This is a genomic window from Mycolicibacter sp. MU0083 (assembly GCF_963378075.1).
GTDB lineage: Bacteria > Actinomycetota > Actinomycetes > Mycobacteriales > Mycobacteriaceae > Mycobacterium > Mycobacterium kokjensenii.
The window spans coordinates 1,040,057-1,065,622 of sequence record NZ_OY726394.1 but is presented as its reverse complement, the minus strand read 5'-3'; the positions used below and the strand labels follow the sequence as shown (position 1 = coordinate 1,065,622).

At 66.3% G+C, this 25,566-nt stretch carries 30 protein-coding genes and 1 pseudogene; 17 read left to right on the top strand and 14 right to left on the bottom strand.

Features of this window, described 5'->3' with window-relative positions:
- Nucleotides 1-44 precede the first annotated feature (44 nt).
- Nucleotides 45-899 (top strand): alpha/beta fold hydrolase, encoded by an 855-nt coding sequence (locus RCP38_RS05070; RefSeq protein WP_308475954.1) that lies wholly within the window; start codon nt 45-47, stop codon nt 897-899.
- Between the two features lie 20 nt (nt 900-919).
- Nucleotides 920-1,711 (top strand): adenylate/guanylate cyclase domain-containing protein, encoded by a 792-nt coding sequence (locus tag RCP38_RS05065; protein WP_308477067.1) that lies wholly within the window; start codon nt 920-922, stop codon nt 1,709-1,711.
- 9 nt (nt 1,712-1,720) lie between these two features.
- On the opposite strand, the gene RCP38_RS05060 is transcribed toward RCP38_RS05065, so the two are convergent.
- Nucleotides 1,721-1,882, bottom strand: coding sequence for a hypothetical protein (locus tag RCP38_RS05060; protein WP_308475952.1), 162 nt, complete (start codon nt 1,880-1,882; stop codon nt 1,721-1,723).
- Between the two features lie 22 nt (nt 1,883-1,904).
- Between RCP38_RS05060 and RCP38_RS05055 the strand changes: the two genes are divergently transcribed.
- Entirely contained in the window at nt 1,905-2,597 is a 693-nt protein-coding gene (locus RCP38_RS05055) for a guanylate cyclase (RefSeq protein WP_308475950.1), read from the top strand.
- Here the strand turns inward: RCP38_RS05055 and RCP38_RS05050 are convergent.
- Together RCP38_RS05050 and RCP38_RS05045 are read right to left on the bottom strand one after the other, a co-directional pair.
- Nucleotides 2,594-2,917: a putative quinol monooxygenase gene (locus RCP38_RS05050; RefSeq protein ID WP_308475948.1), complete on the bottom strand. Its 324-nt coding sequence runs from the start codon at nt 2,915-2,917 to the stop codon at nt 2,594-2,596. The genes RCP38_RS05055 and RCP38_RS05050 overlap by 4 nt on opposite strands.
- 5 nt (nt 2,918-2,922) lie before the next feature.
- A complete protein-coding gene (locus RCP38_RS05045) occupies nt 2,923-3,435 on the bottom strand; it encodes an OsmC family protein (RefSeq protein WP_308475946.1) in 513 nt (170 codons plus the stop codon).
- Between the two features lie 191 nt (nt 3,436-3,626).
- Here RCP38_RS05045 and RCP38_RS05040 point away from each other — a divergent pair, with 191 nt between their 5' ends.
- Together RCP38_RS05040 and RCP38_RS05035 are read left to right on the top strand one after the other, a co-directional pair.
- Nucleotides 3,627-3,752 carry a hypothetical protein gene (locus RCP38_RS05040; RefSeq protein WP_308475945.1) on the top strand — a complete coding sequence of 42 codons (126 nt, stop codon included), beginning with the start codon at nt 3,627-3,629 and terminating at the stop codon, nt 3,750-3,752.
- A 50-nt stretch (nt 3,753-3,802) separates the two neighbouring features.
- Complete coding sequence (locus RCP38_RS05035) at nt 3,803-4,153, top strand: Fe-S protein (protein WP_308475944.1); 351 nt, start codon at nt 3,803-3,805, stop codon at nt 4,151-4,153.
- 38 nt (nt 4,154-4,191) lie between these two features.
- Here the strand turns inward: RCP38_RS05035 and RCP38_RS20025 are convergent.
- From RCP38_RS20025 to RCP38_RS05015, 5 genes and pseudogenes are all read right to left on the bottom strand, one after another.
- Nucleotides 4,192-4,305: pseudogene (locus tag RCP38_RS20025) on the bottom strand (VOC family protein); the annotation flags it as partial.
- A gap of 110 nt (nt 4,306-4,415) precedes the next feature.
- Complete coding sequence (locus tag RCP38_RS05030) at nt 4,416-4,682, bottom strand: type II toxin-antitoxin system RelE family toxin (protein ID WP_308475943.1); 267 nt, start codon at nt 4,680-4,682, stop codon at nt 4,416-4,418.
- Nucleotides 4,679-4,963, bottom strand: coding sequence for a type II toxin-antitoxin system Phd/YefM family antitoxin (locus RCP38_RS05025; protein ID WP_308475942.1), 285 nt, complete (start codon nt 4,961-4,963; stop codon nt 4,679-4,681). The genes RCP38_RS05030 and RCP38_RS05025 overlap by 4 nt, the downstream gene beginning before the upstream one ends.
- A gap of 120 nt (nt 4,964-5,083) precedes the next feature.
- Complete coding sequence (locus tag RCP38_RS05020; RefSeq protein ID WP_308475941.1) at nt 5,084-5,449, bottom strand: zinc ribbon domain-containing protein YjdM; 366 nt, start codon at nt 5,447-5,449, stop codon at nt 5,084-5,086.
- Nucleotides 5,450-5,477: 28 nt separating this feature from the next.
- Nucleotides 5,478-6,308 carry an alpha/beta fold hydrolase gene (locus tag RCP38_RS05015; protein WP_308477066.1) on the bottom strand — a complete coding sequence of 277 codons (831 nt, stop codon included), beginning with the start codon at nt 6,306-6,308 and terminating at the stop codon, nt 5,478-5,480.
- A 382-nt stretch (nt 6,309-6,690) separates the two neighbouring features.
- On the opposite strand from RCP38_RS05015, the gene RCP38_RS19955 reads away from it, so the two are divergent.
- Nucleotides 6,691-6,969, top strand: a complete 279-nt coding sequence (locus RCP38_RS19955; RefSeq protein ID WP_373692440.1) for a DUF3644 domain-containing protein — start codon at nt 6,691-6,693, stop codon at nt 6,967-6,969.
- 826 nt (nt 6,970-7,795) lie between these two features.
- On the opposite strand, the gene RCP38_RS05010 is transcribed toward RCP38_RS19955, so the two are convergent.
- Both RCP38_RS05010 and ychF read right to left on the bottom strand, forming a co-directional pair.
- Nucleotides 7,796-8,434 (bottom strand): uracil-DNA glycosylase, encoded by a 639-nt coding sequence (locus RCP38_RS05010; protein WP_308475939.1) that lies wholly within the window; start codon nt 8,432-8,434, stop codon nt 7,796-7,798.
- A 113-nt stretch (nt 8,435-8,547) separates the two neighbouring features.
- Nucleotides 8,548-9,621 (bottom strand): redox-regulated ATPase YchF, encoded by a 1,074-nt coding sequence (gene ychF / locus RCP38_RS05005; RefSeq protein WP_308475937.1) that lies wholly within the window; start codon nt 9,619-9,621, stop codon nt 8,548-8,550.
- A 122-nt stretch (nt 9,622-9,743) separates the two neighbouring features.
- On the opposite strand from ychF, the gene RCP38_RS05000 reads away from it, so the two are divergent.
- Both RCP38_RS05000 and RCP38_RS04995 read left to right on the top strand, forming a co-directional pair.
- Nucleotides 9,744-10,805: a DUF6542 domain-containing protein gene (locus RCP38_RS05000; protein ID WP_308475935.1), complete on the top strand. Its 1,062-nt coding sequence runs from the start codon at nt 9,744-9,746 to the stop codon at nt 10,803-10,805.
- Nucleotides 10,806-11,307: 502 nt separating this feature from the next.
- The gene (locus RCP38_RS04995; protein ID WP_308475934.1) at nt 11,308-13,050 is read left to right on the top strand and encodes a SulP family inorganic anion transporter; all 1,743 of its coding nucleotides are present in this window, start codon (nt 11,308-11,310) and stop codon (nt 13,048-13,050) included.
- Nucleotides 13,051-13,060: 10 nt separating this feature from the next.
- Here RCP38_RS04995 and RCP38_RS04990 read toward each other — a convergent pair whose 3' ends face one another.
- Nucleotides 13,061-14,077 (bottom strand): 4-hydroxy-3-methylbut-2-enyl diphosphate reductase, encoded by a 1,017-nt coding sequence (locus RCP38_RS04990; protein ID WP_308475933.1) that lies wholly within the window; start codon nt 14,075-14,077, stop codon nt 13,061-13,063.
- Nucleotides 14,078-14,173: 96 nt separating this feature from the next.
- Between RCP38_RS04990 and RCP38_RS04985 the strand changes: the two genes are divergently transcribed.
- The 6 genes from RCP38_RS04985 to RCP38_RS04960 are packed head-to-tail and all read left to right on the top strand — an operon-like array spanning nt 14,174 to nt 19,515.
- Entirely contained in the window at nt 14,174-14,755 is a 582-nt protein-coding gene (locus RCP38_RS04985; RefSeq protein ID WP_308475931.1) for a lipid droplet-associated protein, read from the top strand.
- The gene (gene xseA / locus RCP38_RS04980) at nt 14,752-16,023 is read left to right on the top strand and encodes an exodeoxyribonuclease VII large subunit (protein WP_308475930.1); all 1,272 of its coding nucleotides are present in this window, start codon (nt 14,752-14,754) and stop codon (nt 16,021-16,023) included. The genes RCP38_RS04985 and xseA overlap by 4 nt, the downstream gene beginning before the upstream one ends.
- Nucleotides 16,013-16,255, top strand: coding sequence for an exodeoxyribonuclease VII small subunit (locus tag RCP38_RS04975; RefSeq protein WP_308475928.1), 243 nt, complete (start codon nt 16,013-16,015; stop codon nt 16,253-16,255). Before xseA ends, RCP38_RS04975 begins: the two co-directional genes overlap by 11 nt.
- Before the next feature lie 43 nt (nt 16,256-16,298).
- Complete coding sequence (locus tag RCP38_RS04970; protein WP_308475927.1) at nt 16,299-17,378, top strand: 3-beta-hydroxysteroid dehydrogenase; 1,080 nt, start codon at nt 16,299-16,301, stop codon at nt 17,376-17,378.
- Between the two features lie 14 nt (nt 17,379-17,392).
- Entirely contained in the window at nt 17,393-18,442 is a 1,050-nt protein-coding gene (locus RCP38_RS04965) for an NAD-dependent epimerase/dehydratase family protein (protein WP_308475925.1), read from the top strand.
- A complete protein-coding gene (locus tag RCP38_RS04960; RefSeq protein ID WP_308475924.1) occupies nt 18,439-19,515 on the top strand; it encodes an AI-2E family transporter in 1,077 nt (358 codons plus the stop codon). The genes RCP38_RS04965 and RCP38_RS04960 overlap by 4 nt, the downstream gene beginning before the upstream one ends.
- Here the strand turns inward: RCP38_RS04960 and RCP38_RS04955 are convergent.
- The gene (locus RCP38_RS04955) at nt 19,501-20,127 is read right to left on the bottom strand and encodes a DUF4245 domain-containing protein (protein WP_308475922.1); all 627 of its coding nucleotides are present in this window, start codon (nt 20,125-20,127) and stop codon (nt 19,501-19,503) included. The genes RCP38_RS04960 and RCP38_RS04955 overlap by 15 nt on opposite strands.
- A 65-nt stretch (nt 20,128-20,192) precedes the next feature.
- On the opposite strand from RCP38_RS04955, the gene glpX reads away from it, so the two are divergent.
- The 3 genes from glpX to RCP38_RS04940 are packed head-to-tail and all read left to right on the top strand — an operon-like array spanning nt 20,193 to nt 24,025.
- The gene (glpX, locus tag RCP38_RS04950; protein ID WP_308475921.1) at nt 20,193-21,224 is read left to right on the top strand and encodes a class II fructose-bisphosphatase; all 1,032 of its coding nucleotides are present in this window, start codon (nt 20,193-20,195) and stop codon (nt 21,222-21,224) included.
- 41 nt (nt 21,225-21,265) lie between these two features.
- Entirely contained in the window at nt 21,266-22,660 is a 1,395-nt protein-coding gene (locus tag RCP38_RS04945) for a class II fumarate hydratase (protein ID WP_308475920.1), read from the top strand.
- A 15-nt stretch (nt 22,661-22,675) separates the two neighbouring features.
- Nucleotides 22,676-24,025 carry an MFS transporter gene (locus RCP38_RS04940; RefSeq protein WP_308475919.1) on the top strand — a complete coding sequence of 450 codons (1,350 nt, stop codon included), beginning with the start codon at nt 22,676-22,678 and terminating at the stop codon, nt 24,023-24,025.
- Here the strand turns inward: RCP38_RS04940 and RCP38_RS04935 are convergent.
- Nucleotides 23,982-24,569 (bottom strand): TetR/AcrR family transcriptional regulator, encoded by a 588-nt coding sequence (locus RCP38_RS04935; protein ID WP_065039336.1) that lies wholly within the window; start codon nt 24,567-24,569, stop codon nt 23,982-23,984. The two genes, RCP38_RS04940 and RCP38_RS04935, sit on opposite strands and share 44 nt — an antisense overlap.
- A gap of 13 nt (nt 24,570-24,582) precedes the next feature.
- Nucleotides 24,583-25,536 (bottom strand): oxygenase MpaB family protein, encoded by a 954-nt coding sequence (locus RCP38_RS04930; RefSeq protein WP_308475918.1) that lies wholly within the window; start codon nt 25,534-25,536, stop codon nt 24,583-24,585.
- Nucleotides 25,537-25,566: the final 30 nt, after the last annotated feature.

The window sequence follows — 25,566 nt, the reverse complement described above, 5'->3', positions numbered from 1 at the left end:
CGTTTCTGTCCGCGCTGTCGTCCAACCTATCTACCATCTTTGAGATGCGCACAGCCCAGACGGTCGCGTTCGACGGCGTCAACGGAGTCACGCTGGCCGCCGATGAGTGGAACCGGGGCGCCCCGGACGCCGCCGGGTATCCGACGATCCTGATGCTGCACGGCGGCGGCCAGAATCGGTATTCCTGGCATAAGACCGGCCAGATCCTGGCCGGGCGCGGTTGTCACGTCGTCGCCCTGGACACCCGCGGCCACGGCGACAGTGACCGCTCACCGAACGCCGACTACTCCCTGGAGACCCTGACCGCCGATGCGCTGTCGGTGATCGACGCGATAGGCCGACCGGTGGCGTTGATCGGGGCCAGCATGGGCGGGTTGACCGGCATCATGGTCGCCGACCAGGCCGGTCCGCAGCGGGTGTCCAAGCTGGTGTTGGTCGACGTGGTGCCCCGCTATGAGAAGGACGGCAGCGCCCGGATTCGGGACTTCATGTTGAGCCACATCGACGGCTTCGATTCCCTCGAGCAGGCCGCCGAGGCGGTGGCCGAATACCTGCCGCACCGAGCCAAGCCGCGCAGCCCCGAGGGCCTGAAGAAGAATCTGCGGTTCCGCGACGGCCGCTGGTACTGGCATTGGGATCCGGCCATGATGTCCAAACCCGGCGACGATCCGGCGCTGCGCACCGAGAAACTCGAGTCGGCGGCCATCGGACTGCAGATCCCGATCCTGCTGATCCGCGGCAAGCTGTCGGACGTGGTGAGCACCGAAGGCGTCGACGACTTCCTGTCCAAGGTTCCCGGTGCGCGGTTCGTCGAACTGTCCGGGGCCGGTCACACCGCGGCCGGCGACGACAACGACGCCTTCAGCGCCGCGGTCGTCGAGTTCGTGTCCGGCCCTTGACGGGGTGGTTCGCGCCGCCGATGCTCGCGGCCTACGCGCTGGCGGCTCTGGCCGTCGGCGAGGGCGTCGCGCTGGCGGTGTTGACCGCACGCCTGCGGCGGGTCCAAGCCGAGGTGGCGGACCTGCGCGGCCGCGTCGACACCCGGAATCTGTTGCTCAGCGGCGGGCGTGAAGCCGTCAAAACCATGTGGCAGACCGCGAACCTGGTGCGCAAGCAGGGATTCGGTGCAGCGGTGCGCAGCTCGATCGAAGACCTCGCCGATTGGGCGGAGGTGGAGCGGCCCGACCTGGCCCGGCTGACCCCCGACGGGCATGTGGTGGTGCTGTTCACCGATATCGAGGGATCCACGGCGCTCAACGAACGGATCGGCGACCGCGCCTGGGTGAAGCTGATCGCCCGGCACGACGAAATGGTGCAGCGCATGGTCACCCGGCACGGTGGGCATGTCGTCAAGAGTCAGGGCGACGGGTTCATGATCGCGTTCGCGCAGCCCGAGCAGGCGGTGCGCTGTGCCGTCGACATCCAGCACGCGCTGGCGTCGCCGCGCGGCCGCAAACCGCAGCATCCGATCAAGGTCCGGATCGGGGCGCACATGGGCCGTTCGGTGCGCCGCGGCGACGACCTGTTCGGACGCAACGTCGCGATGGCCGCCCGAGTGGCGGCAGCCGCCGAGGGCGGGCAGATCCTGATCAGCGGCCCGGTCCGTGACGCGGTCAAAGACCGCGACGACATCACCGTCGGCGCCGGACGCGACGCCGAGTTGAAGGGCTTCGCCGGCACCCACCGGCTCTACGCGGTGGACTGCGGTTAACCCCGTTTGTCAGGCGTCGCCGTCAGCTTCGGCCAACCGCTGATGAAGCCGGGCCCGGATTTCCTCGGGCGTATAGGCCCGCCGCCGGCGCTGGTCCCGCACCACCAGCACTCCCCCGGCGGCGACGCCGACCACGCCGGCCAGGCCGATCCATTTCCAGATGCTGCGCACGCTCACACCCTATGGTGCTGTCGTGGACGAACACACCGTGACGTTGGAACGTGTGCTGGCCGAGACCCGCACCGGTGACATCTGGCTGTTCCGCGGGCGCTCCGGACCGGACCGCGCCATCCAGACGCTGTCCAACGCCCCGGTGAACCACGTCGGGATGACGGTGGCGCTCGACGACCTGCCCCCGCTGATCTGGCACGCCGAACTCGGCGACAAACTGCTCGACTACTGGACCGGCACCAATCACCGCGGTGTCCAGCTCAACGACGCCCGTGCTGCCGTCGAACAGTGGCTGGGCCGCTACGAGCAGCGCTGCTGGTTCCGCCAGCTCAGCGGGACCGTCACCCGCGAACAGGAGGATCAGCTGCTGCGTGCCATCGCCCGGATGGACGGCACCGCCTTCCCCACCACGGCACGGCTCACCGGCCGGTGGCTGCGGGGGCGGCTGCCGACCGCCAGCGACTGGACCCGCGGCATCCCGGTTCTGGATCGCAAGGTCCACGAACTCAGTCAGCGTCGCAAAGCCCGCCACCGCAAGGTAGCCCTGCAGACGGCCTACTGCGCCGAGACGGTCGCCATCACCTACGAGGAGATGGGCCTGCTGTCGACCGACAAGAACTCGAACTGGTTCGACCCCGGGTCGTTCTGGAGCGGCGACATCCTGCCCTTGGCCCCGGGCTATCAGCTCGGTCGGGAGATCTCCGTCGTGCCCTAGTCGATGGTCAGTTCACCCATCGCCGACCAGTCGGTGGCCTCGATCTGTTGGCTGATGATCTTCGGCGTGGACACCAGCGCCTGGGGCATGTCGGCCATGGCCTGCTTGAAATGGTCACTGTTGACGTGCGCGCTGCCGGCGTCGCCGTCCCGAAACGCCTCGACGAGCACGTACTCGCACGGGTCGTCGAGGCTGCGCGACCAGTCGAACCACAGGTTGCCCGGTTCGGCGCGGGTCGCTTCGGTGAAGGCGGCCACCAACTGCGGCCAGCGCTCCGCCCATTCCGGCTTGACCGCGAATTTGACGACGATGAAGATCACGGCGGCTACCCGATTTCCAGGGTGCTGTGCACCGGGGTGACGTTGGTGGTCATATCCAGGACCGGGCAGTGCTTTTCGACCACCTGGTGCAGTTCCCGGTAGCGCTCTTCGGTGTCCGGGCCGGTCACGGTGATGACCACGCGCACCTCTTTGAAGCCGGGACGGACGTCGTCGGCGAGGCCGAAGAAGCCGCGTACGTCGAGGTCTCCCTCAGCGCGCCCGGTGATCTGATCGACTGCGATGCCCAGCTTCTCGGCCCAGTACCGCCAGGTGACGACCTGGCAGGACAGCAGCGAGCCGAGGTAGTACTCGACCGGGTTGGGTGCGGTGTTCTCCCCGCCCAGGGCGGGCGGTTCGTCGACTTCCACGCTGTAGCGGCCCATGGTGACGGTGCTGGCCACCGCATCGTGGGCGACGGCCGAAGCGCGGAAGACGACCTGGGAGCCGGCCGAGTCGGCGGCGGCCGGGTCACTGGTGGCGGCGACGACGGCGGCGAGACGGGTAGTCGAGGAGGTCATAGCAGTCAGGGTAGAGACCTTGCGGCGAAAGGCTCCCGACGGAGGCCACATGAAAGATTCGTCGGTCGTTTCTACGCTATCCATTGCTGTCCGATAGACCGTTCATCAGTTTTCTTTGATGGCCTTCCTTCCTTGTTTGTGTACCGTGGTGGTACCAGTAAGCCCATCGAAGAAACTAGGGAGATTCTGCGATGCCGACCGCCACGGAAACCGACCCCCGACAACAGCTCTCGCTGGCCATCCGCGAACTGGCCGACCTGCGCAAACTCCTGAGCTCACTGCTGAGCCCCGACGACTCGCGCAACCCGGGCCACTAGTACGCGGGATCGAATACCATTCGCCACCGCCAGCGGCTAACCTGTGCCACGTGGAGGTACTACGGCACGTAATAGTTCTGCTGCACATCATCGGCTTCGCGGTGACGTTTGGCGCCCTGTTCGCCGAGGCTGCGGCGCGACGCTTTCAGCTCACCCCGGTCATGGATTACGGCGTGGGACTGTCCCTGCTGACCGGACTGGCCCTGGCCGCCCCCTGGCCCGCGGGAGTGGTGCTCAACTACCCCAAGATCGAGACCAAGCTGGTGATCCTGATCGCGCTGGGCGCCGTGCTCGGCATCGGGCGGGCCCGCCAACGCCGTTCCGGTGAGGCGCCCCGTGCGCTGTTCTATGCCGCCGGGGCGCTGGTCCTGACCGCGGCGGGCCTCGCCGTCGTCTGGTAGCCGCCGGGCGGGAGGCCTTGGCGGCCAGGCCGGCTCCCAGCCGGCTGGATGCCGATATAACTGTGCGGGCTCGGATGATTCGTCATGTAGTTGCTGTAGCCGAGCCAGCCGAACAACCCGTCATAGAAGGCCAGGGACTCGCCGTAATCCAAGACCGCGAACTCAACGCGACTGACGCCGCGTCATCTCATCCCGCCCCCAAAGCCAATTACTACGCAACGTAGTAAAAATGACGGAGACTGGAAAGGCTGCTTGGTGCCGCCTAGGTCCGATAGGCGTCGCGCCGGTGCACGATGTGGATGACACCCACGACAACTCGGTCATCGATAATCCGGTAGATAACCCGGAATTCGCCACGTCGCGCTGAGTATCGGCCTGCCAACTGGTCGCGCAGCGGTTTACCCACTCGACGTGGTTCCTCGGCAAGCGGGCCACAAATGAACTCCCAACAGGCGGCCGCAACAGCCTCGGGGAGCCCGGTGGTCAACGCCCGCTTGGCGGCACCAGACAATTCAATGCGATACGTCACCTAGGCAGCCGCCCGGCAGCCCTCATCTCCTCGGCCACCTCGTCGAGCGTGAAGACTTCGCCGCGCTCGATTGCATCCTCGGCGTCCCGAATCTCGCGCACCAACTCCGAATCACTCAAGACGTCCAGCGTTTCCATGAGGGAGTCGTAGTCTTCGGCGCTAAGGATCACGACGGCCCGCCTGCCCTGCCTGGTGACTTCGACCCGCTGATGCGTGCGGACAGCCTCATCGACCAGCTTGGACAGGTTTGCCCGAACCTCAGCCAAGGGCAACGTCGTCATGTACAGAATTCTAGCGTGAATACCGGATGGGCGATCCTGCTCAGAGGCCGAACTTCGCACAGGCCTGATCGATGACCGGCGTGAACAGATCGACTAGGCCGTGATCCGCTGTCATCGAGGTCAGACGACCTTCTTCACCACGCTCGACTTGAGCTGCATACGGCCGAATCCGGGGACGTTGGCGTCGATGTCGTGATCGCCCACGCCATCGGAGATGAGCCGGATGCCCCGCACCTTGGTGCCGGCCTTGATCACCCCGCCTCCGCCGCCCTTGACCTTGACGGTCTTCACCACGGTCACCGTGTCGCCGTCGGCCAATGGGTTACCGACCGAGTCCACGATCGCCGCATCCGAATCCTGCGCCCCGCCATCGCCGGCGTCATCGGCCGTCCACTCGTGCGCGCACATCGGGCACACCAGCAGCGCGCCCTGCTCGTAGGTGTACGCCTCGTTGCAGGCGGGGCACGGCGGCAACTGATCGGACAACAGTCAACTCCCTCGAGGTAGCCGGTGGTCACCGGTAGCGGGCAAACCAATCGAGCAGCAGATCGGCTGCCGCCTCGGGCTGCTCATCGGGGATCCAGTGCGACCCCGCGAGCGCCACAAAGCGAAAGTCACCGGTCACATAGCGTTCAGACCTGCGCGCTGCCCTCTCAAGAATGTATTTGTCACGGTCACTCCAGACCAACTGTGTCGGAACCGCCACCACGCCGACACGTCCCGCTAAAGGTGCCGCCCGATACCAGTTGAGCGCAGCCCGGTACGCACCCGGCTCGGCCATGAATCGGGCGTCGCGGTCGGCGAGATCGGGTCGCTGCCCGCCGGATCGCAGCATCCGCGCCAACCTCACCCCCTTGCCGTCAGCTCCGAGATAGAACCGTTCGGGTAGCTTCGGCAGCTGGTAGGCGAAGGCATACCACGACGACATGCCCTGCCTGCTCGTCAACATCGCCTGCTGCAGCGCGCGCGGATGCGGGCTGGACAGCGCGGACAACGTAGTAACCCGCTCCGGACATTGCGCTGCGAAGCTCCACGCGACAAGTCCGCCGAAGTCGTGACCCACCAGGTGCACACTCGATGCACCGCTCGCATCGACCAAGGCGCCCACGTCGCCGACCAGTTCGGCCATCCGGTAGTCGCGACGTCGCCGCGGCCGAGCCCCCGGCGATATCCCCCGCTGGTTCGGCGCCAGACACCGATATCCCGCAGTGAGCAGCCGCGGAATCACGCCGTCCCAAGCCGCCGCAGTCTGCGGGTGGCCATGCAACAGGATGACGGTGGGCGCATCGGCCGGCCCACGGTCGTCGAGGTCGAAAACCAGGTCGCCGCGCCGAAAACGGTCCATACCGCGATCATCGGGCACTGCGGGACGCGTCGGTGAGTTTTGGTCACCGCGACCCACGAATTGCGCGTCACCGGCGCCCCGCCGGATCGACCGACCCACACCCCGGACGTAGCGGTTACACGTTGAACCGGAACTCCTTGCTGGAGGTTTAGCTGGACCGAAAGCGTTGACTGCGTTAAGAACCCGCAGGTCAAAGATTTGGCTGGCTGTTACCAGTGACGGCGGTTTCCGCAACTACTGCCGACGGACTGCGGACGACGGCACCGACTCGCCCGAAGGGGGACCGTAAAGGTTGCGCCCCGATCGCGATGGACCGTGGTGCCCGGTAAGTGGCACGTCGATCGCCTCCCCTGGCTAGCGTGTATCGCGGCTACTGTGCGGGATGGTTGCCTGTCTGCAGGCAGGCTTTCCTTCACAGGAGGACGATGTCGTGAATTACCGAGGATCGTCACGGAGGCTACTTGGTAACTCAATGTCAGCCATGCTCGCCGCGATTGAGATTTATAATAAACCACGGTTTCCCTACCGCGACGAGGTCGCAGTTGTCATGCTTATCAATGCCCGGGAACTTATACTGAAGGCCGTTTTATCAAAATCTGGGAGCTCGATCTACTACCCAAAACGACGGCAGGAACAACAAGACAGTCCACTTTTACAATGAACCCGACTTTGGGGTCGTAAATTAATGCCTAGCCCAGACAGCGATCCATAATTAGCGGGACATTGCCCGCGAGGTCTTCGACAAAGATGTTACCGAAGAAATTTCCTGGCAGATCCTCCCACTGGGGGTGAAAGCTCCTGTCGATCCGGTTCAATACTTACGAGGCGGAGGATCAGCAGTTCAGGAGTTCCTGCTTGAGATCCAGGCCGCGCACCAAGAATTTAGAACCGACAGCTTTCGACTTCTAACTATTTATACGGTCCATCTGCAATCGACAAAGAGGTTGCGCGATGCGGATGTAACCGTAGGTATCTCCGGAATCGACAACGACAGCGTCACGACTGTAGAGAAAAGAGTGGATCCGAATAAAACACACCCGCTTCGACAGAAGGATGTCATACCTTTATTAAACAAGGCACTTCAATTTGGTCCGCATGAATTTCAGGCGATCACGCGAGTTCACCGATTAAGGAATCATCCGAGATATTGCTGGAAGGACGAGGATGTCAACCTAATCAAATGGTCCCATGACATTGCCGCCTTCATCAACATGTTGACCTTAGAGAATGTAATGGTGGCACGTCGCCAGTATGGCGAGACAGTCGGGCGTGTATCAGCCGCGAAGAATCGCGAGAAGCGAGGGGCCACACCCCCAAGCCGAGGCCATGCCGAACCAAACACACACAAGCAACCAATGTTCAGTCAATGCCGCGTTTTCCTGGAGAGAAACGGACGCTGGCAAATCGAGGCAAATCGAGGCGCGCTCTACAGGAGATCAGTGGCACCCCCGAGGGGTGGATCAGCTTAATCACATCGAGGAGGTGGACTACATCGCCTGGCCATGGACTATCCGCGCGATCTCATCAAAGGCCCGCTGTTGCCTTTCGAGGCGAGCTTGGCGCCCAGCGGGGTCTGGCGTCCATAGCGCTTGCTTACTTGGGTGAATGCTTTCGACAATCTTCAGACCACGATCAGCATCCAAGGATGGGCGCAGCTTCTTGACATGCTTCCACGCGGCTGCCGCTACGACTCCCTGCAACAGCACTACTTCCAAAGTCTCGACCATGTCAATGAGCTTGCAAAGAACCACCGCTCCGACTTTCTTTTCTTCGGCATTCGGAGCACGGTCGATGAACCACGGGTAGGCGTTCCACGGCAGGACCCAACGCGGCGGGATTCCCTGGTCCGCGAAGAGCTTGCATTGGGCTTCGGCTGTCGCATCGTCGTTCTCGATGCACAAGAACCCCGAACCGCTACCCTCCCGCGTTGCTTTTCCCGGGTCACTCAAGACGCTAAGAATCTTGGCATCCACCCCGCCGTGTAGAGGAGCCACCTTCGGCAGCCAACCCCGCCCATCCGGGTCAACCAGCTGATCAACGAACGCATTGATCGGAGCGATATGCGGATCCGATTGATGAGCGATCTGGCTAGCTTTAAAATTTGCATCGCGCATCCGCCGCACCATGCAGGCAGGCTAGCCGACCGCGCAGCAGCTGCAAGCCTGTTCCGGGTGGCGGCTAACCCTGCTGCGGACGAACTGCGGACAGACCGCCAATAAATAGCTGCTGACCTGCACCTCTACACGTTGAACCGGAACTCCACCACGTCCCCGTCGGCCATCACGTAGTCCTTGCCCTCCATGCGCACCTTGCCGGCGGACTTGGCCGCCGCCATCGAGCCGGCTTCGACCAGGTCGTCGAACGAGACCACCTCAGCCTTGATGAAGCCCTTCTCGAAGTCGGTGTGGATCACCCCGGCCGCCTTGGGCGCGGTGTCGCCCTGGTGGATGGTCCAGGCCCGGGCCTCCTTCGGCCCTGCGGTCAGGTAGGTCTGCAGTTTCAGGGTGTGGAAGCCGGCGCGGGCCAACGCGTCCAGGCCGCGCTCGCTCTGCCCGATCGACTCCAGGAGCTCCATCGCGGATTCGTCGTCCAGTTCGGCGAGCTCGGCCTCGATCTTGGCGTCGAGGAAGACCGCATCGGCCGGGGCCACCAGTTCACGCAGCGCGGCCACCCGGGCCGCGTCGGTGAGCACCGACTCGTCGGCGTTGAACACGTACAGGAACGGCTTGGTGGTCAGCAGGTTCAATTCCCGCAGCGGCGCGGCGTCCACGCCGGCGGCGAACAGGGTCTTGCCGCTGTCCAGGATGGCCGCGGCGGCCACCGCGGCCTCGTGCACGGGCTTGCGGTCCTTGTTGTTGCGGGCTTCCTTCTCCAGCCGCGGGACCGCCTTCTCACACGTCTGCATATCGGCCAGCATCAGCTCGGTGGCGATCACCTCGATGTCGGCCTCGGGATCCACCTTGCCGTCCACGTGCACCACGTCGTCGTCGGCGAAGACCCGCACCACCTGACAGATGGCGTCGCACTCGCGGATATTGGCCAGGAACTTGTTGCCCAGGCCGGCCCCTTCCGAGGCACCTTTGACGATGCCGGCGATGTCGACGAACGTCACCGGCGCGGGCAGGATCCGTTCGGACCCGAAGATCTCCGCCAGCTTGGCCAGCCGAGGATCGGGCAGCGGCACCACACCCTCGTTCGGCTCGATCGTCGCGAACGGGTAGTTGGCGGCCAACACATCGTTGTGTGTCAGCGCGTTGAACAGGGTCGACTTACCGACGTTGGGCAACCCCACGATTCCCAGGCTCAGGCTCACGAGTGACCAAGTCTAGATCGCTGCGCGTGCCGCCGTGCGCACCCGCCGTCGCCAGCCGGTACCGTCAGTGTGTGGCAGTAGCGCGCGAGAAGTCGGCAGTGGCGGCTGACCACCGTTCTATTTTGCCGAACATCAACGGCTTGCCGTGGTGGAGCGCCGTAGCGGTGGCGGTCATCTCAACAGCGATCGGGGTGGCGTTCGACGCCGGCTCGGGCGACAAGGAACTGACCGTCGTCTTCGCCGCCCTCTATGCGGTCGGCTGCGTTGCGGCGGTGCTCATGGTCCAGCAGTCGGCGGTGTTCGCGACGGTGGTCCAGCCCCCGTTGATCCTGTTCGTCAGCGTGCCCGCCGCGTACTGGGTGTTCCACGGCGCCGGCTTCCCCGGGCTCAAGAACATCGCCATCAACTGCGGTTATCCGCTGATCGAACGATTCCCGCTGATGTTGTTCACCGCCGCGGCGGTGCTGCTGATCGGGATGGTCCGCTGGTATCTGGGCATGCTGGACGGCGGGGTGCAGAAGCGGGTGACCGAGAAGCCGGGCACCGCGAACCCGCCGGCGTTCGTCGGCAAGCTCGTCGCCCTGGTCAACTCGGCGCTGAACCGCAATCCGGCCCACGCGGTCGAACGGCCGGCTTCGCGCCCGCCGCGGTCCGGCGAGCGCCCACGCCGCGCCACCGCCGAAGCCCGGCGTGCCGCACGAGAGGCCGGTTCGCGAACCCGCAACCGCCCCACCGGACATCGCGGGGCGACGAACGGAGCGGCGCCGACGCGCTCCCGGCACGTCCGTCCACAGATGGACGACCAGGAAGCCCCGCGTCCCCGCCGCCGGCCGCCGGCCGGCACCCGCCAGGATCCGCCTCAGCGCCGACGACGCCCGGCACCGGAAGTACGCGACGAGCACCAACCGCGACGACGTCCCGCCCCGGAATGGCAGGATCAGCCGCGACGACGTCCGCGTCCGTCACCCGATGCGCCGCGCGCCGCAGAACCGATGCCCAGACCGCATCGGGATCCGCGCACCCGCGGCTATCGGCCCGACGAGGTGGCCGAAGGGCTGCCGCGGCGCCACCCGGTCTCGCAGGTTCGTTACCGCAGAGCCGCGGGGGCTGAATCCGATGCGGCCCCGCGTCCCCGCGCCCACTCATCGCGCGAAGAATTCGACTCCTGGGAGTTCGACATCTAGCCAAGCCGCCTTCCGCCACGCTTGCATCGACCGACGCCCCGCCGCACCAATCAATCGGGGATTTCCATGGTGTTGAGACGACAGAAAAATTCCATGCCGAACCCAAATACTGCGCATTTACTGAAATACACCTGTCAACTTACTGTGAATTTGCGAATCACAACTCCGCCGCACGCAGAGGTTCCCCGAGGACTGCACGCGAACCGGCCATGACGGCCGATAACTGCAGGTCGGACCGGCACAGCTGCGCGAGAGCCGCCCGGGCCGGCACGGGCCGGGCCGGGCCGATCGTCGTACCGACCCCGATAATTCGACCGTTACCACAGCGCAAATTTTATTGTGACTGCGGTTCAAGTCGCGCATTTCGTTGCAAGGGCTACGATGCGATTTGTCCGCCCCCCGCCCCGTATATCCCCCTCCCGTTATGAAGTCGGATTGATGCTGCGCGACTTCGCAGCGCATCACCCCAACAGTTTTAAGCCGCTGCCGAGAGAGCCGATCCATGCAACAGATCTCGACCATGCCGACCGAAAAGCCGCACAACGGCTTAGCCGGCCTCAAACACTGGCGCTACGACCTCCGGTCGGGCTTCACCGTGGCGATGATCTCGCTGCCGTTCTCGATGGGTATCGCGATCACGTCGGGCGCGCCGCCCATCTGCGGGATCGTGTCGGCGATCATCGCCGGTTTCGTCCTGCCCTTTCTAGGCGGCTCGTATGTGACCATCAGCGGCCCGGCGGCGGGACTGGCGCCGGTCCTGTTCGCCGGCATGATCACCCTGGGGCAGATTCGCCTGGGCGAGGATGCACCGCAAGACGAGTTGCTTGCGGTGGGTTACCCGCTGATCCTGGTTGCCATCGCCTTTGCCGGTGTCGTGCAGTTCATCCTCGCCAAGTTGAAGGTGGCCCGCCTGAGCGCCATCTTCCCGGCCGCGGCCATTCAGGGCATGCTGGCCGCGATCGGCCTGATGATCATCGCCAAGCAGATCCCGCTGTTCATGGGCGTGCCGTTCGAGGGCCGCGATTTCTGGGCCATCATCACCGAAGTCCCCAGCCACATCGGGTCGATGAATCTACAGGTCTTCACCCTGGGGATCGGCTGCCTGGCAGGGTTGTTCATGCTGACGGTGCTACCCGGGCGACTGCTGAAGGTGATGCCGCCACCGGTCTGGGTTTTCTTCGCCGGCACGCTCGCCAGCGTCTTCATCCTGAAGTTGGACAAGGACTACCTGATCGACGTCCCCGATTCGCTGATGGATGGGATCGTCCTGCCCCAGTTCGGCACGGTGTTCGCCCATCCCGAACTATGGCTGGCGCTGTCCTACGTGGTCATCACCCTGGTCTTGATCGACGGAGCCGAGTCCCTGGCCACCATCGCAGCCGTGGACAAAATCGATCCGTTCCGCCGGCGCTCCGACCCGGATCGCACCCTGCAGGCCATGGGCGTGTCCAACATCGCCTCCAGCACACTCGGTGGCCTGACCATCATCCCCGGCATGGTCAAGAGCACGGCCAACATCCTGGGCGGAGGCCGCACCCAATGGGCCAACTTCTACAACGCCTGCTTCCTGTTGACGTTCGTACTGCTGCTCAGCGACCTGATCAACATGGTCCCCTTGGCGGTGCTGGCCGCCGTCCTGGTCTTCATCGGTTACAACCTGTGCAAACCCGCGGTCTGGCGCCATGTCACGCAGGTCGGGGGCGAGCAGTTCGTCGTCTTCGCGGTGACTTTGCTCGTGACGTTGTCGACGGACCTGCTCGTCGGCCTTCTCGCCGGCGTCGCCGTGAAACTGGTACTGAATCTGTGGCTGGAAGGCCTGTGGCACGCGTTGCACCACCGCGCCGATTCCGCCAAGCCGAGTCTCGTCGGCCGTTTCCTCAACATGTTCCGCAATCCGGTGTCGCGCCGGGACTTCGACGAAGGGACTTACCATCTCTACCTCGATCGCGCCCTGGTGTGTTTCAACCTGTTCCACGTGATTCGGGAGTTGGGGCAGTATCCGCCGGAAACCCGGACAGTGCACGTGCACCTGAGTTCGAGTGTGCCCCTGGTCGATCACACGACCAGCGAGACCCTCGGGTATTTCCTGGATGAGTTCAACAGCCGGGATGAGGGACCGGCGTTGATAATCGACGGCTGGGACCACATGCGGCCGCTCTCCGAGCACGCAACGAGCGCGCGGATCGCCCTGGCCGACATCGACGTCGACGCGGACGTGCCGGAGAACTCGCGAACCAAGGATTGACGGTCGACCGTCAGCGGCGATCCGGCCGGATCTCCCGCGGCAGTGCGAACACCAGGGTCTCGTTGGCCGTGGCCACCGGGAACACGGTGCCGTAGCCGTACTCGGCCAACCGCTCCAACACACCGCGCACCAGAATCTCCGGCACCGAGGCGCCGGAAGTGACGCCGATGGTCTGCACCGGGCCGGCCTCGGGGGCCAACCAGGCCGGGTCGATGTCGTCGGCGTAGTCGACCAGATGCGCAGCGGTGGCGCCAGCCCCCAACGCCACCTCGACCAGCCGGTTGGAGTTCGAGGAGTTACGCGATCCGACCACGATCACCAGCTCACATTCCGGGGCCATCGCCTTGACCGCGGTCTGCCGGTTCTGCGTGGCGTAACAGATGTCGTCGCTGGGCGGGTCCTGCAGATTCGGGAAACGCTCGCGCAGCTTCACCACGGTCTGCATGGTCTCGTCGACGCTGAGCGTGGTCTGCGACAGCCACACCACCTTGTTCTCGTCACGGACGGTCACCGCGGCCACCGCATCCAAGCCGTCGACCAACTGCACGTCGTCGGGGGCTTCCCCGATGATCCCGACGACCTCTTCGTGGCCGGCATGGCCGATCAGCAGGATGTCGTACCCGTCGCGGGCGAAGCGCTTGGCCTCGTTGTGCACCTTGGTCACCAACGGGCAGGTCGCGTCGATCACCCGCAGACCGCGGTCGGCGGCCGATTCGTGCACGGTCGGGGCCACGCCGTGGGCGGAGAAGACCACCATGGCACCCTCGGGCACCTCGTCGGTCTCGTGTACGAAGACCGCGCCCTTGTTCGTCAGGGTGTCCACCACATGCTTGTTGTGCACGATCTCGTGACGGACGTACACGGGTGCACCGTGCTTCTCCAGCGCCCGTTCCACGGTCTCGACCGCACGGTCCACGCCCGCGCAGTATCCGCGCGGCTCGGCCAGCAGCACCCGCTTACCGGCAGGCGCACCGGCGACCGGCGTCCCGGGATCGACGGCGGTCTTGATATCCAGGGTCGGCGGCATGGCAACCAGCCTACGGTCTGCCGACGCGGGACCGCCAGCTCACACCGGGCGACCCGATGCTTGGAGATGACCGGCGGGTAAGGCAGTCTGGAGACCATGGCAAACGCACCCTTTGGAGTCCGGCTTCTGGTCGGCGCGGCGACCGTCGCGGTCGAGGAGACCCTGAAGCTGCCGCAAACCATCCTGGCCTACCCGATGACGCTGGCCAGTCAGGCCGCGCACGCGGTGATGCGCTGGCAGCAGGGCGTCGCCGACCTGGTCAACAAGGGCGACACCACCCTGGAATCCCTCTTCCCACCGAAGGACGAGCAGCCGGAGTGGGCCACCTTCGACGAGGACCTCGACGACGGCGTCACCGGTGCGGTGTTCGACGATTCCGACGCCGGCCCCCGCAGCGACGGGCGCTTCGCCCTGTACTCGTTCAGCGAGGACGGTGCCGCCCCGCCCGCCGCGACCGGTGCCACCGGTGGCAGTGACGCGGACCCGGAGGTGGAGGTCCCCGACCTGGTCGACGAACTCAACTACGGTTCGCTGACCCTGGCCCAGTTGCGGGCCCGGCTGGCGTCGTTGAGCCTCGACGAACTCGAGACCCTGCTCGCCTATGAAGAGGCCACCAAGGCCCGTGCGCCGTTCCAGACCCTGCTGGCCAACAGGATCACCCGCACCACCACCAAGTGACCGCCCCCGGGGCGGGTGAGTCCGCCGAGAACCCGTTTCCGGTCCGTGCCGTCGCCACCCGGATCAAGGGATGGATCGATCGGCTGGGTTCGGTGTGGGTGGAAGGCCAGCTGACCCAGATCACCCTGCGGCCGGGTACCCGGACGGCGTTCATGGTGCTGCGCGATCCCGCCGCGGACATGTCGCTGACCGTGACGTGCACTCCCGAGATGGTGACCGGGGCACCGGTCAAGCTGATCGAGGGCACCCAGGTGGTGGTCCGCGGCAAGCCGAACTTCTACACCGGCCGGGGAACCTTCTCGCTGCGCCTGTCCGAGATCCGCGCCGTGGGTATCGGCGAACTGCTCGCCCGCATCGAGCGACTCCGGCGGCTGCTGGATGCCGAAGGGTTGTTCGATCCGCGGCTCAAACGGCCGCTGCCGTTCCTGCCGGCCACCATCGGCCTGATCACCGGTCGGGCCAGCGCCGCCGAACGCGATGTCATGACGGTGGCCGGCGCCCGCTGGCCCGCAGTGCGGTTCGCGGTGCGCAACACCGCGGTGCAGGGACCGACCGCGGTGGCCCAGATCGTCGCGGCGCTGCGCGACCTCGACGCCGACCCGGACGTCGAGGTGATCGTGGTGGCCCGTGGCGGTGGCAGCGTCGAGGATCTGCTGCCGTTCTCCGACGAGACGCTGTGCCGGGAGATCGCCGCCTGCCGCACCCCGGTGGTCAGCGCGATCGGCCACGAACCGGACAATCCGCTGTCCGATCTGGTCGCCGACCTGCGGGCGGCCACCCCCACCGATGCGGCGAAGAAGATCGTCCCGGATGCGGCCGCCGAGCAGGCACTGGTCGACGATCTGCGCCGCCGCAGCGCCCAGGCCGTGCGTAACTGGGTGGTGCGCGAGGATCGGGTGCTCGCGCAACTCCGCAGCCGCCCGGTGTTGGCCGACCCGTTGCGTGCCCTCGACGAGCGCGGCGAGCAGGTGCAGCGCGCCCTGGCCACGGTGCGCCGCGACATCGAGCGGGTGATCGCGGTGCAGACCGAACGCATCGGGCACCTGTCGGCACGGCTGGCTACCCTGGGCCCGGCCGCGACGTTGGCGCGCGGCTACGCGGTCGTCCAGGCCGTCGGCGCCCAGGGGCCGCAGGTACTGCGGTCGGTCGAGGATGCCGCGGCCGGAACCCGGCTGCGGATCCGGGTGGCCGACGGGGCGATCGCGGCGACGAGTGAAGGACGACTTCTTGGAGGACGACTTCTTGGAGGACCCAGCGATGGCAGCTGAGCAAGCCGATCCGGTGACACCCGTTAGTGAATTGGGCTACGAGCGGTGCCGTGACGAACTGATCGATGTCGTGCAGCGTCTGGAGCAGGGCGGACTGGACCTCGACGCCTCACTGAACCTCTGGGAGCGGGGCGAACAGCTGGCCAAACGCTGCGAGGAGCATCTGGCCGGCGCCCGACTGCGGGTGCAGGAAGTTCTGGCGGCCGACGCCGAGGACAGCACCGGAGACTGACTTCGCGGTCAGAAACTGGAACACGTTCAGTTATGCTCGTCCGATGGGTGATCCAGCACTGACCACTGAACTCGGCCGGGTATTGGTCACCGGCGGCTCCGGGTTCGTCGGCACCAACTTCGTCAAGACGCTGCTCGAGCGCGGCTACCGGGTCCGGTCGTTCGACCGGGCGCCGTCGACCGTGGACGCGCACCCCAATCTGGAGACGCTCGAGGGCGACATCTGCGACCCGCAGACCGTGGCCACCGCGGTCGCCGACATCGACACGGTGTTCCACACCGCCGCGGTCATCGATCTGGCCGGCGGCCCGTCGGTCACCGAAGAACTGCGGGCCCGCAGTTTCGGGGTCAACGTCGAGGGCACCAAGAATCTGGTCCGGGCTGCACAGCAGGCCGGCGTCAAACGATTCGTCTACACCTCGTCGAACAGCGTGATCATGGGCGGCAAATCGATCGCGCCCGGTGTCGAGACGATGCCGTACACCACCAAGTACAACGACCTGTACACCGAGACCAAGGTGGTCGCGGAGAAGTTCGTGCTCGCCGAGAACGGCGGCCCCGACGGCCAGGGCATGCTGACCTGCGCGATCCGGCCCAGTGGCATCTGGGGCCCCGGTGACCAGACCATGTTCCGCAAGCTGTTCGAGAGCGTCGTCGCCGGCCACGTCAAGGTGTTGATCGGCAAGGAGAGCGCCAAGCTCGACAACTCCTACGTGCACAACCTGATCCACGGATTCATCCTGGCCGCCGAGCACCTGGTGCCCGGCGGCAGCGCGCCCGGGCAGGCCTACTTCATCAACGACGACGACCCGATCAACATGTTCGAGTTCGCCCGGCCGGTGATGGAGGCCTGCGGGCAGCGCTGGCCGACGCGGCGGTTGCCGGGCCGGGTGATCCGCGACGTGATGGTGGTCTGGCAGAAGTTGCACTTCAAGTTCGGCATCATGCCGCCACTGCTGGAGCCCGGCGCGGTGGAGCGGGTCTACCTGGACAACTATTTCTCCATCGCGAAGGCCCGGCGGGACCTGGGATACGAACCGCCGTTCACCACGGAGCAGGCAATGGCCGACTGCATGCCCTACTATCTCGATCTGTTCAAGCAGATTCAGGCGCAGGCGCGCTAGCCAGGGGGCTGCCAGTGGAAACGGTGCTGGTGACCGGTGCGTTCGGTCTGGTCGGTTCGGCGGTGGTGAAGCAACTGGCGGCGGATGGCCGCAACGTCGTCGCCACCGACCTGAACATCCCCGAGAACCGCAAAGCCGCGGCAGCCCTGCCCGCTTCGGTGCAGGTGCGCTACGCCGATCTCACCGATCCGGCGGCGGTCGACGCCCTGGTGCGCGCCGTGCGGCCCGCAGCCATCATCCACCTGGCCGCGGTGATCCCGCCGTTCATCTACACCCGCCGCGACCTGGCTCGCCGGGTCAACGTCGAGGCCACCGGGCACCTGCTGGCCGCGGCCGCCACCCAGTCCGAGCCGCCGCGGTTCGTGCAGGCCTCCAGCATCGCCGTCTACGGGTCGCGCAACCCGCACACCGTCGACGGTGTGCTGACCGCCGATACCCCGACCAACCCCGCCGATGTCTACGGCGACCACAAGTTGCAGGCCGAGCAGCTGGTCCGGGCATCCTCGCTGGACTGGGTGATCCTGCGACTCGGCGGCGTCATGACCACCGACCTGGGCGCCTACACCAAGCTCGACAACATGTACTTCGAGCAGTTGCTGCCCGCCGACGGCCGACTGCAGACCGTCGACGTCCGTGATGTCGCGTCGGCGTTCGTGGCGGCCACCACCGCACCCGTCGTCGGGGAGACCCTGCTGATCGGCGGCGACGACTCGCACCGGCACGTCCAGGGCGATGTCGCACGCGCGATGGCCAACGCGATGGGATTGGTCAACGGAGTTCCGCCCGGCCTGCCGGGCGACCCCGCGCGTGATGGGGACTGGTTCAACACCGACTGGATGGACTCCAGCCGCGCCCAGGAGGCACTCGGCTTCCAGCACCATTCCTGGCCGGACCTCGTCGCCGAGACCGCGGCGGGCACCGGCCCACTGCGCTACCTGCTGCGCCTGGTCGCGCCGCTGGCCCGCGTGGTGATGCGCACCCGCTCCCCCTACCACGGCACGGGTAAGCAATACGCCGATCCGTGGCAGGCCATCCGCGACAAATGGGCCGAGCCGCGCCCATGAACGCCGAGTTCACCCCGACCCAGCGGCGAGCCCTCGCGGTCTTCACCGTGCTCGCGCTGGTGTTCGGGGCGTACTTTCTGCGCAGCTATTTCGTCCTGATCGTGGTGGCCGCGGTCGGCGCGTACCTGTTCACGCCGTTGTTCCGGCTGCTCGACCGCCGATTGCCCACCGGCCTGGCATCCGCCGGCACCCTGCTGGCGGCCCTGGTGGCGGTGATCGTCCCGATCGGGTTGTCGGTGTTTCTGGCCGTCGCCCAGATCACCCGCACCGCCGGTGAGGTCGCCGAATGGGTACAGGCCACCGACCCCAACGCACTAGGCGACAAGGCCCTGAAATTCGTCAACGGCCTGCTGGCGCGAGTGCCGTTCGTGCACGTCGAGCTGACCATGGAGTCGCTGCGGCAGTCGATGGTCACGGTGGCGCAGAAGGGCGGTGAGCTACTGCTGCATGTGCTGCAGGGCGCGGTCGGCGGCGCTGCGGGTGCGATCACCGCGGCGATCATCTTCTTGTACGTGTTCCTGGCGCTGCTGACCCACCGCGACGAGGTGCACACGCTGGTCCGCCGGCTCAACCCGCTCGGCGCCGAGGTCACCGACCTCTACCTGGCCAAGATGGGCTCGATGGTGCGCGGCACCGTCGGCGGCCAGTTCGTCATCGCGTTCTGCCAGGGCGTGACGGCCGCCGGATCCATCTACATCGCCGGATTCCACGAAGGGTTCTTCGTCATCGCGATTCTGCTCACCGCGATGTCGATCATCCCGCTGGGCGCCGGCATCCTGACCATGCCGTTCGGCATCGGTATGGCGCTGTTCGGCAATATCCCGGGCGGCCTGTTCGTCTTCTTTTTCCACCTGATCGTGGTGACCAACATCGACAACTTCCTGCGCCCGGTGCTGGTGCCGCGCGACGCCCGACTCAATCCTGCCCTGATGATGCTGGCCGTCTTCGCCGGGATCGGCATGTTCGGGTTCTGGGGCATCGTTATCGGCCCGGTGCTGATGATCGTCATCGTCACCACCATCGAGGTGTACCTTCAGGCGTTCTCCGCCGCCGAACCGTCAGCGGACGGGTAACGGCGGCTGCGACTGCACCGCGGCGGCCAGCGTGCGGAACAGTTCGGGTCCGCCGGCGCTGCTGATGGCCAACTGGGCGGCGCCGGTCTTGCCGGTCAGACGGGTGGTCCACACCGCGTCGCCGTCGCCCTGGTAGACCACCCAGCGGGTGCCGTCGACGTCCTCGGCACCGGTGGGCCGCAGGCTCGGCTGGATCGAGGCGACCAGGGGAACCTCGTCGGCGTTGCTCTGGGTCAGGCTGACATACATTCCGCCGGGGCTGATGTAGCCGACCCGCGACGTCACCGCCCGCAACCGCTGCCCCGAATCCCCGGCGCGCCCGTCGGTGATGCTGCCGCGAGAACCGGAATTGGGTTGCCAGCCGTCGGGCAGCTGCGGCAGCCGGACCGGGAACCCGAGCGTCTGCGCGTCGGCCTTCAGTGCGACGGCGGCGTCGTAGGACGGCACCGGGCCTGCGGTGATGCCGCCCGGCCGGAATGCGCAGGTCCCGGCCAGGCCGGCCAGCGCAAGGCAGGCCAGGACCAGCGGAATGATCGACCAGAACATGTCTCGGCCGTCGTGCAGAACGCGCGGTTTGGCGGGCCGCGGGGCGGGTTGGGGCTCGGTGGTCACGGGAGCCAGTATCCCAGCTCATCGGTGCCGATCCGGCTCTGGGAGAATCATCAGCCGTGACTGGCATGACGGGACCGACGCGACGTGAAGCTCCGGACCGCAACCTGGCTTTGGAGCTGGTGCGGGTGACTGAGGCCGGTGCTATGGCCGCCGGCCGCTGGGTGGGCCGCGGCGACAAGGAAGGCGGCGACGGCGCGGCCGTCGACGCGATGCGTGAACTGGTGAACTCGGTGTCCATGCGCGGCGTGGTGGTGATCGGCGAGGGCGAGAAGGACCACGCGCCGATGCTCTACAACGGCGAGGACGTGGGCAACGGCGACGGCCCCGAATGCGACTTCGCGGTCGACCCGATCGACGGCACCACGCTGATGAGCAAGGGCATGCCCAACGCGATCTCGGTGCTGGCGGTGGCCGAGCGCGGTGCGATGTTCGACCCGTCGGCGGTGTTCTACATGAACAAGATCGCCGTCGGCCCCGAGGCTGCACACGTCCTGGACATCACCAAGCCGATCGCCGAGAACATCGCCGCGGTCGCCAAGGTCAAGAACCTCTCCGCCCGCGATATGACGGTCTGCATCCTCGACCGCCCGCGGCACGCCAAGCTCATCGAAGACGTGCGGGCCACCGGTGCGCGTATCCGGCTGATCACCGACGGTGACGTGGCCGGGGCCATCTCGGCGTGCCGGCCGGACTCCGGTACCGACATGCTGGCCGGGATCGGCGGGACCCCGGAGGGCATCATCGCCGCCGCGGCGATCCGCTGCATGGGCGGGGCGATCCAGGCCCAGCTGGCACCCACCGACGACGCCGAACGGCAGAAGGCACTGGATGCCGGCTACGACTTGGATCAGGTGCTGACCACCGAGGATCTGGTCTCCGGCGAGAACGTGTTCTTCTGCGCCACCGGCGTCACCGACGGCGATCTGCTCAAGGGTGTGCGCTACTACCCCGGCGGCTGCACCACCCAGTCGATCGTCATGCGGTCGAAGTCCGGCACCGTCCGGATGATCGAGGCCTACCACCGGCTGTCGAAGCTCAACGAGTACTCGGCCGTCGACTTCACCGGCGACGCCCACGCCGCCTATCCCCTGCCCTAACCGGACCCGTCGAAACAAGCATCAGCGAGGACTGCACAGCTATGAGCGAGATCGAATACCGCATCGAACACGACACCATGGGCGAGGTCCGGGTGCCGGTGACCGCACTGTGGCGCGCCCAGACCCAGCGCGCGGTGGAGAACTTCCCGATCTCCGGGCGTGGCCTGGAGCGCACTCAGATCCGGGCCCTGGGCCTGCTCAAGAGCGCCTGCGCGCAGGTGAACGCCGACCTGGGCCTGCTGGACCCTGCCAAGGCCGCCGCCATCAAGGCCGCCGCCGCCGAGATCGCCGACGGCAAGCACGACGACCAGTTCCCCATCGACGTGTTCCAGACCGGCTCGGGCACCAGCTCGAACATGAACACCAATGAGGTGATCGCCTCGATCGCCGCCGCGGCCGGCGTGACGGTGCACCCCAACGACGACGTGAACATGTCGCAGTCGTCCAACGACACCTTCCCGACCGCCACCCACATCGCGGCCACCGAAGCCGCCGTGCGCCACCTGATTCCGTCGCTGCAGGTGCTGCACGACGCGCTGGCCGCCAAGGCCGCGCAGTGGCGCACCGTGGTGAAGTCGGGCCGCACCCACCTGATGGACGCCGTCCCGGTCACCCTGGGTCAGGAGTTCTCCGGCTACGCCCGCCAGATCGCTGCCGGCATCGAGCGTGTGCAGGCCACCCTGCCCCGCCTGGGTGAGCTGGCGATCGGCGGCACCGCCGTCGGCACCGGCCTGAACGCCCCGGACGGCTTCGGCGCCAAGGTGGTCGAGGTGCTGGTCGCCGAGACCGGGATCACCGAACTGCGTACCGCCGCCAACTCGTTCGAGGCCCAGGCGGCGCGCGACGGCCTGGTCGAGGCATCGGGCGCGCTGCGCACCATCGCGGTGTCGCTGACCAAGATCGCCAACGACATCCGCTGGATGGGGTCGGGCCCGCTGACCGGCCTGGCCGAGATCCAGCTGCCGGACCTGCAGCCGGGCAGCTCGATCATGCCGGGCAAGGTGAACCCCGTTCTGCCCGAGGCGGTCACCCAGGTGGCGGCGCAGGTGATCGGCAACGACGCGGCCATCGCCTGGGGCGGCGGCAACGGTGCCTTCGAGCTCAACGTCTACATCCCGATGATGGCGCGCAACATGCTGGAGTCGTTCACGCTGCTGTCCAACGTCTCGCGTCTGTTCGCCGAGCGCTGCATCGTCGGGCTGGTCGCCAACGAGGAGCACCTGCGTGAGCTGGCCGAGTCCAGCCCGTCGATCGTGACGCCGCTGAACTCCGCGATCGGCTACGAGGAGGCCGCCGCGGTGGCCAAGCAGGCCCTCAAGGAGCGCAAGACGATTCGCCAGACCGTGATCGACCGCGGCCTGATCGGCGACAACCTGTCGGAGGCCGAGCTGGACAAGCGCCTCGACGTGCTGGCCATGGCCAAGGTGAAGGACTAATCCGCCAGGCCGCGGATGAACGCTGACCCCGCCGCGGCGGCGCTGGGCCGGGTGACACTGGCGAAAGTCTCTCGTCGGCTCATCCCGTTCCTGGCGCTGCTGTTCTTCGTCAACTACCTGGACCGGGTCAACATCGGCTTCGCCGGGCCCAACGGGATGAACGCCGAACTCGGCCTGACCGCCACCACGTTCGGGTTCGCGTCGGGGATCTTCTTCTTCGGCTACCTGTTGCTGGAGATACCCAGCAACATCGCCCTGCATAAGTTTGGCGGTCGACGCTGGCTGGCCCGCATCATGTTGACCTGGGGAATCGTCAGCACCGCAATCGCTTTCGTGCCCAACGCAGCGACGCTCGTCGCACTGCGGTTCCTACTGGGCGTAGCCGAAGCCGGCTTCTTCCCGGGCATCATCCTGTACCTGACGTTCTGGTTCCCGGAGAAGCACCGATCCCGGGCGGTCTCGCTGTTCATGGTGTCGGTGCCGGTGTCCACGGCCATCGGCTCCACCCTGTCCGCACTCGTCATCGATTGGGGCCACGGCGTGTTCGGCCTGGCCGGCTGGCGGTTCATGTTCCTGGTCGAGGGGCTGCCGGCCATTGTGCTGGCGTTCGTCTGCTGGCTCTACCTGACCGATCGCCCAGCTCAAGCCGACTGGCTCGACGCCGACGAGCGGCAATGGCTGGAAACCACGTTGGCCGACGAGCGTGCGGCGGCCGAGGCCGGTCAGCACTGGCCGCTGCGCAAGGCGCTCAGCCACCCCAGGATCCTGGCGCTGGCGTTCATCTACTTCGGGATCGTCTACGGGCTGTACGCCGTTGGATTCTTCCTGCCGACCATCATCGCGGGATTTCAGCAGCAGTACGGCAGCCACCTGAGCATCATCGGGCGCGGTCTGGTGACCGCCATTCCCTACGCCATCGCCGCGGCCGTGATGGTGCCCTGGGCTCGCCACGCCGACCGGACGGGCGAACGCGTCTGGCATGTAGCGATCCCGGCGATCATCGGCGGGGTGTGTATTCCGGCGGCGCTGTACATGGCCAACCCGTATCTGGCGATGGTCGCGATCACGTTGACGACGTGCTCGATCATGTGCGCCATGCCGGTCTTCTGGGCGCTGCCCTCGACTTTCCTGACCGGGACCGCGGCGGCCGGTGGCATCGCCTTGATCAACTCGCTGGGCAACATCAGCGGTTTCGGGGGGCCCTACGTCACGGGTTGGCTGACGGACCTGACCGGCGACGGCAAGGCCGCACTGTGGGTGGTCGGGGCATTCTCGCTGGCCTCGGCAGCCGTTGTTCTGCGGCTCGGTTCCGCCCCAGCGGCTACCAGACCAGTGGCGCCAGATACTTATTCGCGTAAGCGCTGACCGCCTGGTCGTCGGCCGGGTCGAGCACCGACGTCGACACCTGGGCGATCGATGCAGCCAGGCGCACATGCAATTCGGCGGCGGCCACCAAGTCCGCGTCGGGCATGGTGGCCCCGGCCGCGCGTAGCGCCTTGGCCATCGCGCTCGACGCGCTGTCCAGGAATGCTTCGGCCTCCTGGTACATCCCGGCCATCATCGGTACACCGGCGTCAAGCCGGAGCAGCTTTCGCACGACCGGATCGGTGGTCAGCAGCCGCAATCCGGCGCGAAACGCCGCGACCGCAGCGTTCTTCGGCCCAGAGTCCACCGCAACGGTGCGCAGCTGAAGCATCGCGTTGTCGAAGGCTCGGCGGCCGAGCTCGGTGATCAATGCGTCGCGAGTCGGGAAGCGCCGGTACAAGGTACTGCGGCTGACCCCCGCCTGGCGGGCGATGACATCAAGGCTGGCGCGGCCCACACCGACCAGCCCGACTTCCTCGGCGGCAGCTTTGAGGATGGCCGCCTCCTGCTCAGCTGGGCTCGCGGTACTGCGTCGCGATGTCATCGGCACCAGTGTGTCATCCCATCGGGCAGCCGGGTGGTGCAAAGGAATCCAGTGCGACCGAGCGGTGCATCTTCACCAGCTTCTCGTACTGCAACCTGTTGTAGGCCAGCGGCACAAGCACCACCCGATCAGGCAAAACCCGCCACGCCATCTGCAGCAGCTGGGTGTAGAAGTTGAATTCGACGTCGTGGTGCGGTTGCCACCGGAAGCCGGTCAGCTCCCGAACCCCGGGATGCATGATCCCGAACGAACAGATCTTCACCACGCGGCCAGCCCCCGCGCTGACGACCGACCACAATGGCCCCGCTGCGGCCCGTACCGGGGCGGGCAGCGCCGACGGCAGCGGCAGCTTGCCCAGACCCGCGGTGACCCGATCCAAGAACGGGTTGGCCGCCAGGTCGGTCTGCACCATCCGGTCGTAGTATTCGACGGCCTCGGCGTAGGTCGCAGGGAACTTGCCGGCCTTGCCGGGCAGCTCGAGCGCGCGGAATGCCTCGACCAGTTGCTGGTAGGCCGCCTCCTGCTCGGCGTCATTCCATTTGATTCCGGTGACCGGGGTGAACGAATTGAGGGTCACGAACATGCCGCTGACGGCAATCCAGTTCCACAGGCGTGGATTCAGCGCGCTGTAGCGCACATCGGCGAAGTCCCCTTTGCCGTGGCCGTGCACGTCGCGGTGCATCCGCTTGAGGCGTTCGCCTTCGGCGGCGCGGTCCTCGGCGTCTCCCCAGATGGCAAGCAGCGCAGAGAATCCGCTGCGGATGGCGCGGTCGGTGAAGTTGCGCTCGAAACGCCCGGTCTTGTCCACCGCGGCCGCCACCGGTACCAACGCCACCTCGTCGAATGCCGCGGCACCGAACAGGCCCGACAGCACGCTGCCGGAGTGCCGACGAAATTGGGCCATCACCTCGGGCCGAACCCGAGCGGCAGGGTCGATGCTGGTGACGCGATTGATCACTGCCATCATCTCAGGCCTCCTCGGCTCACTTGACACAAA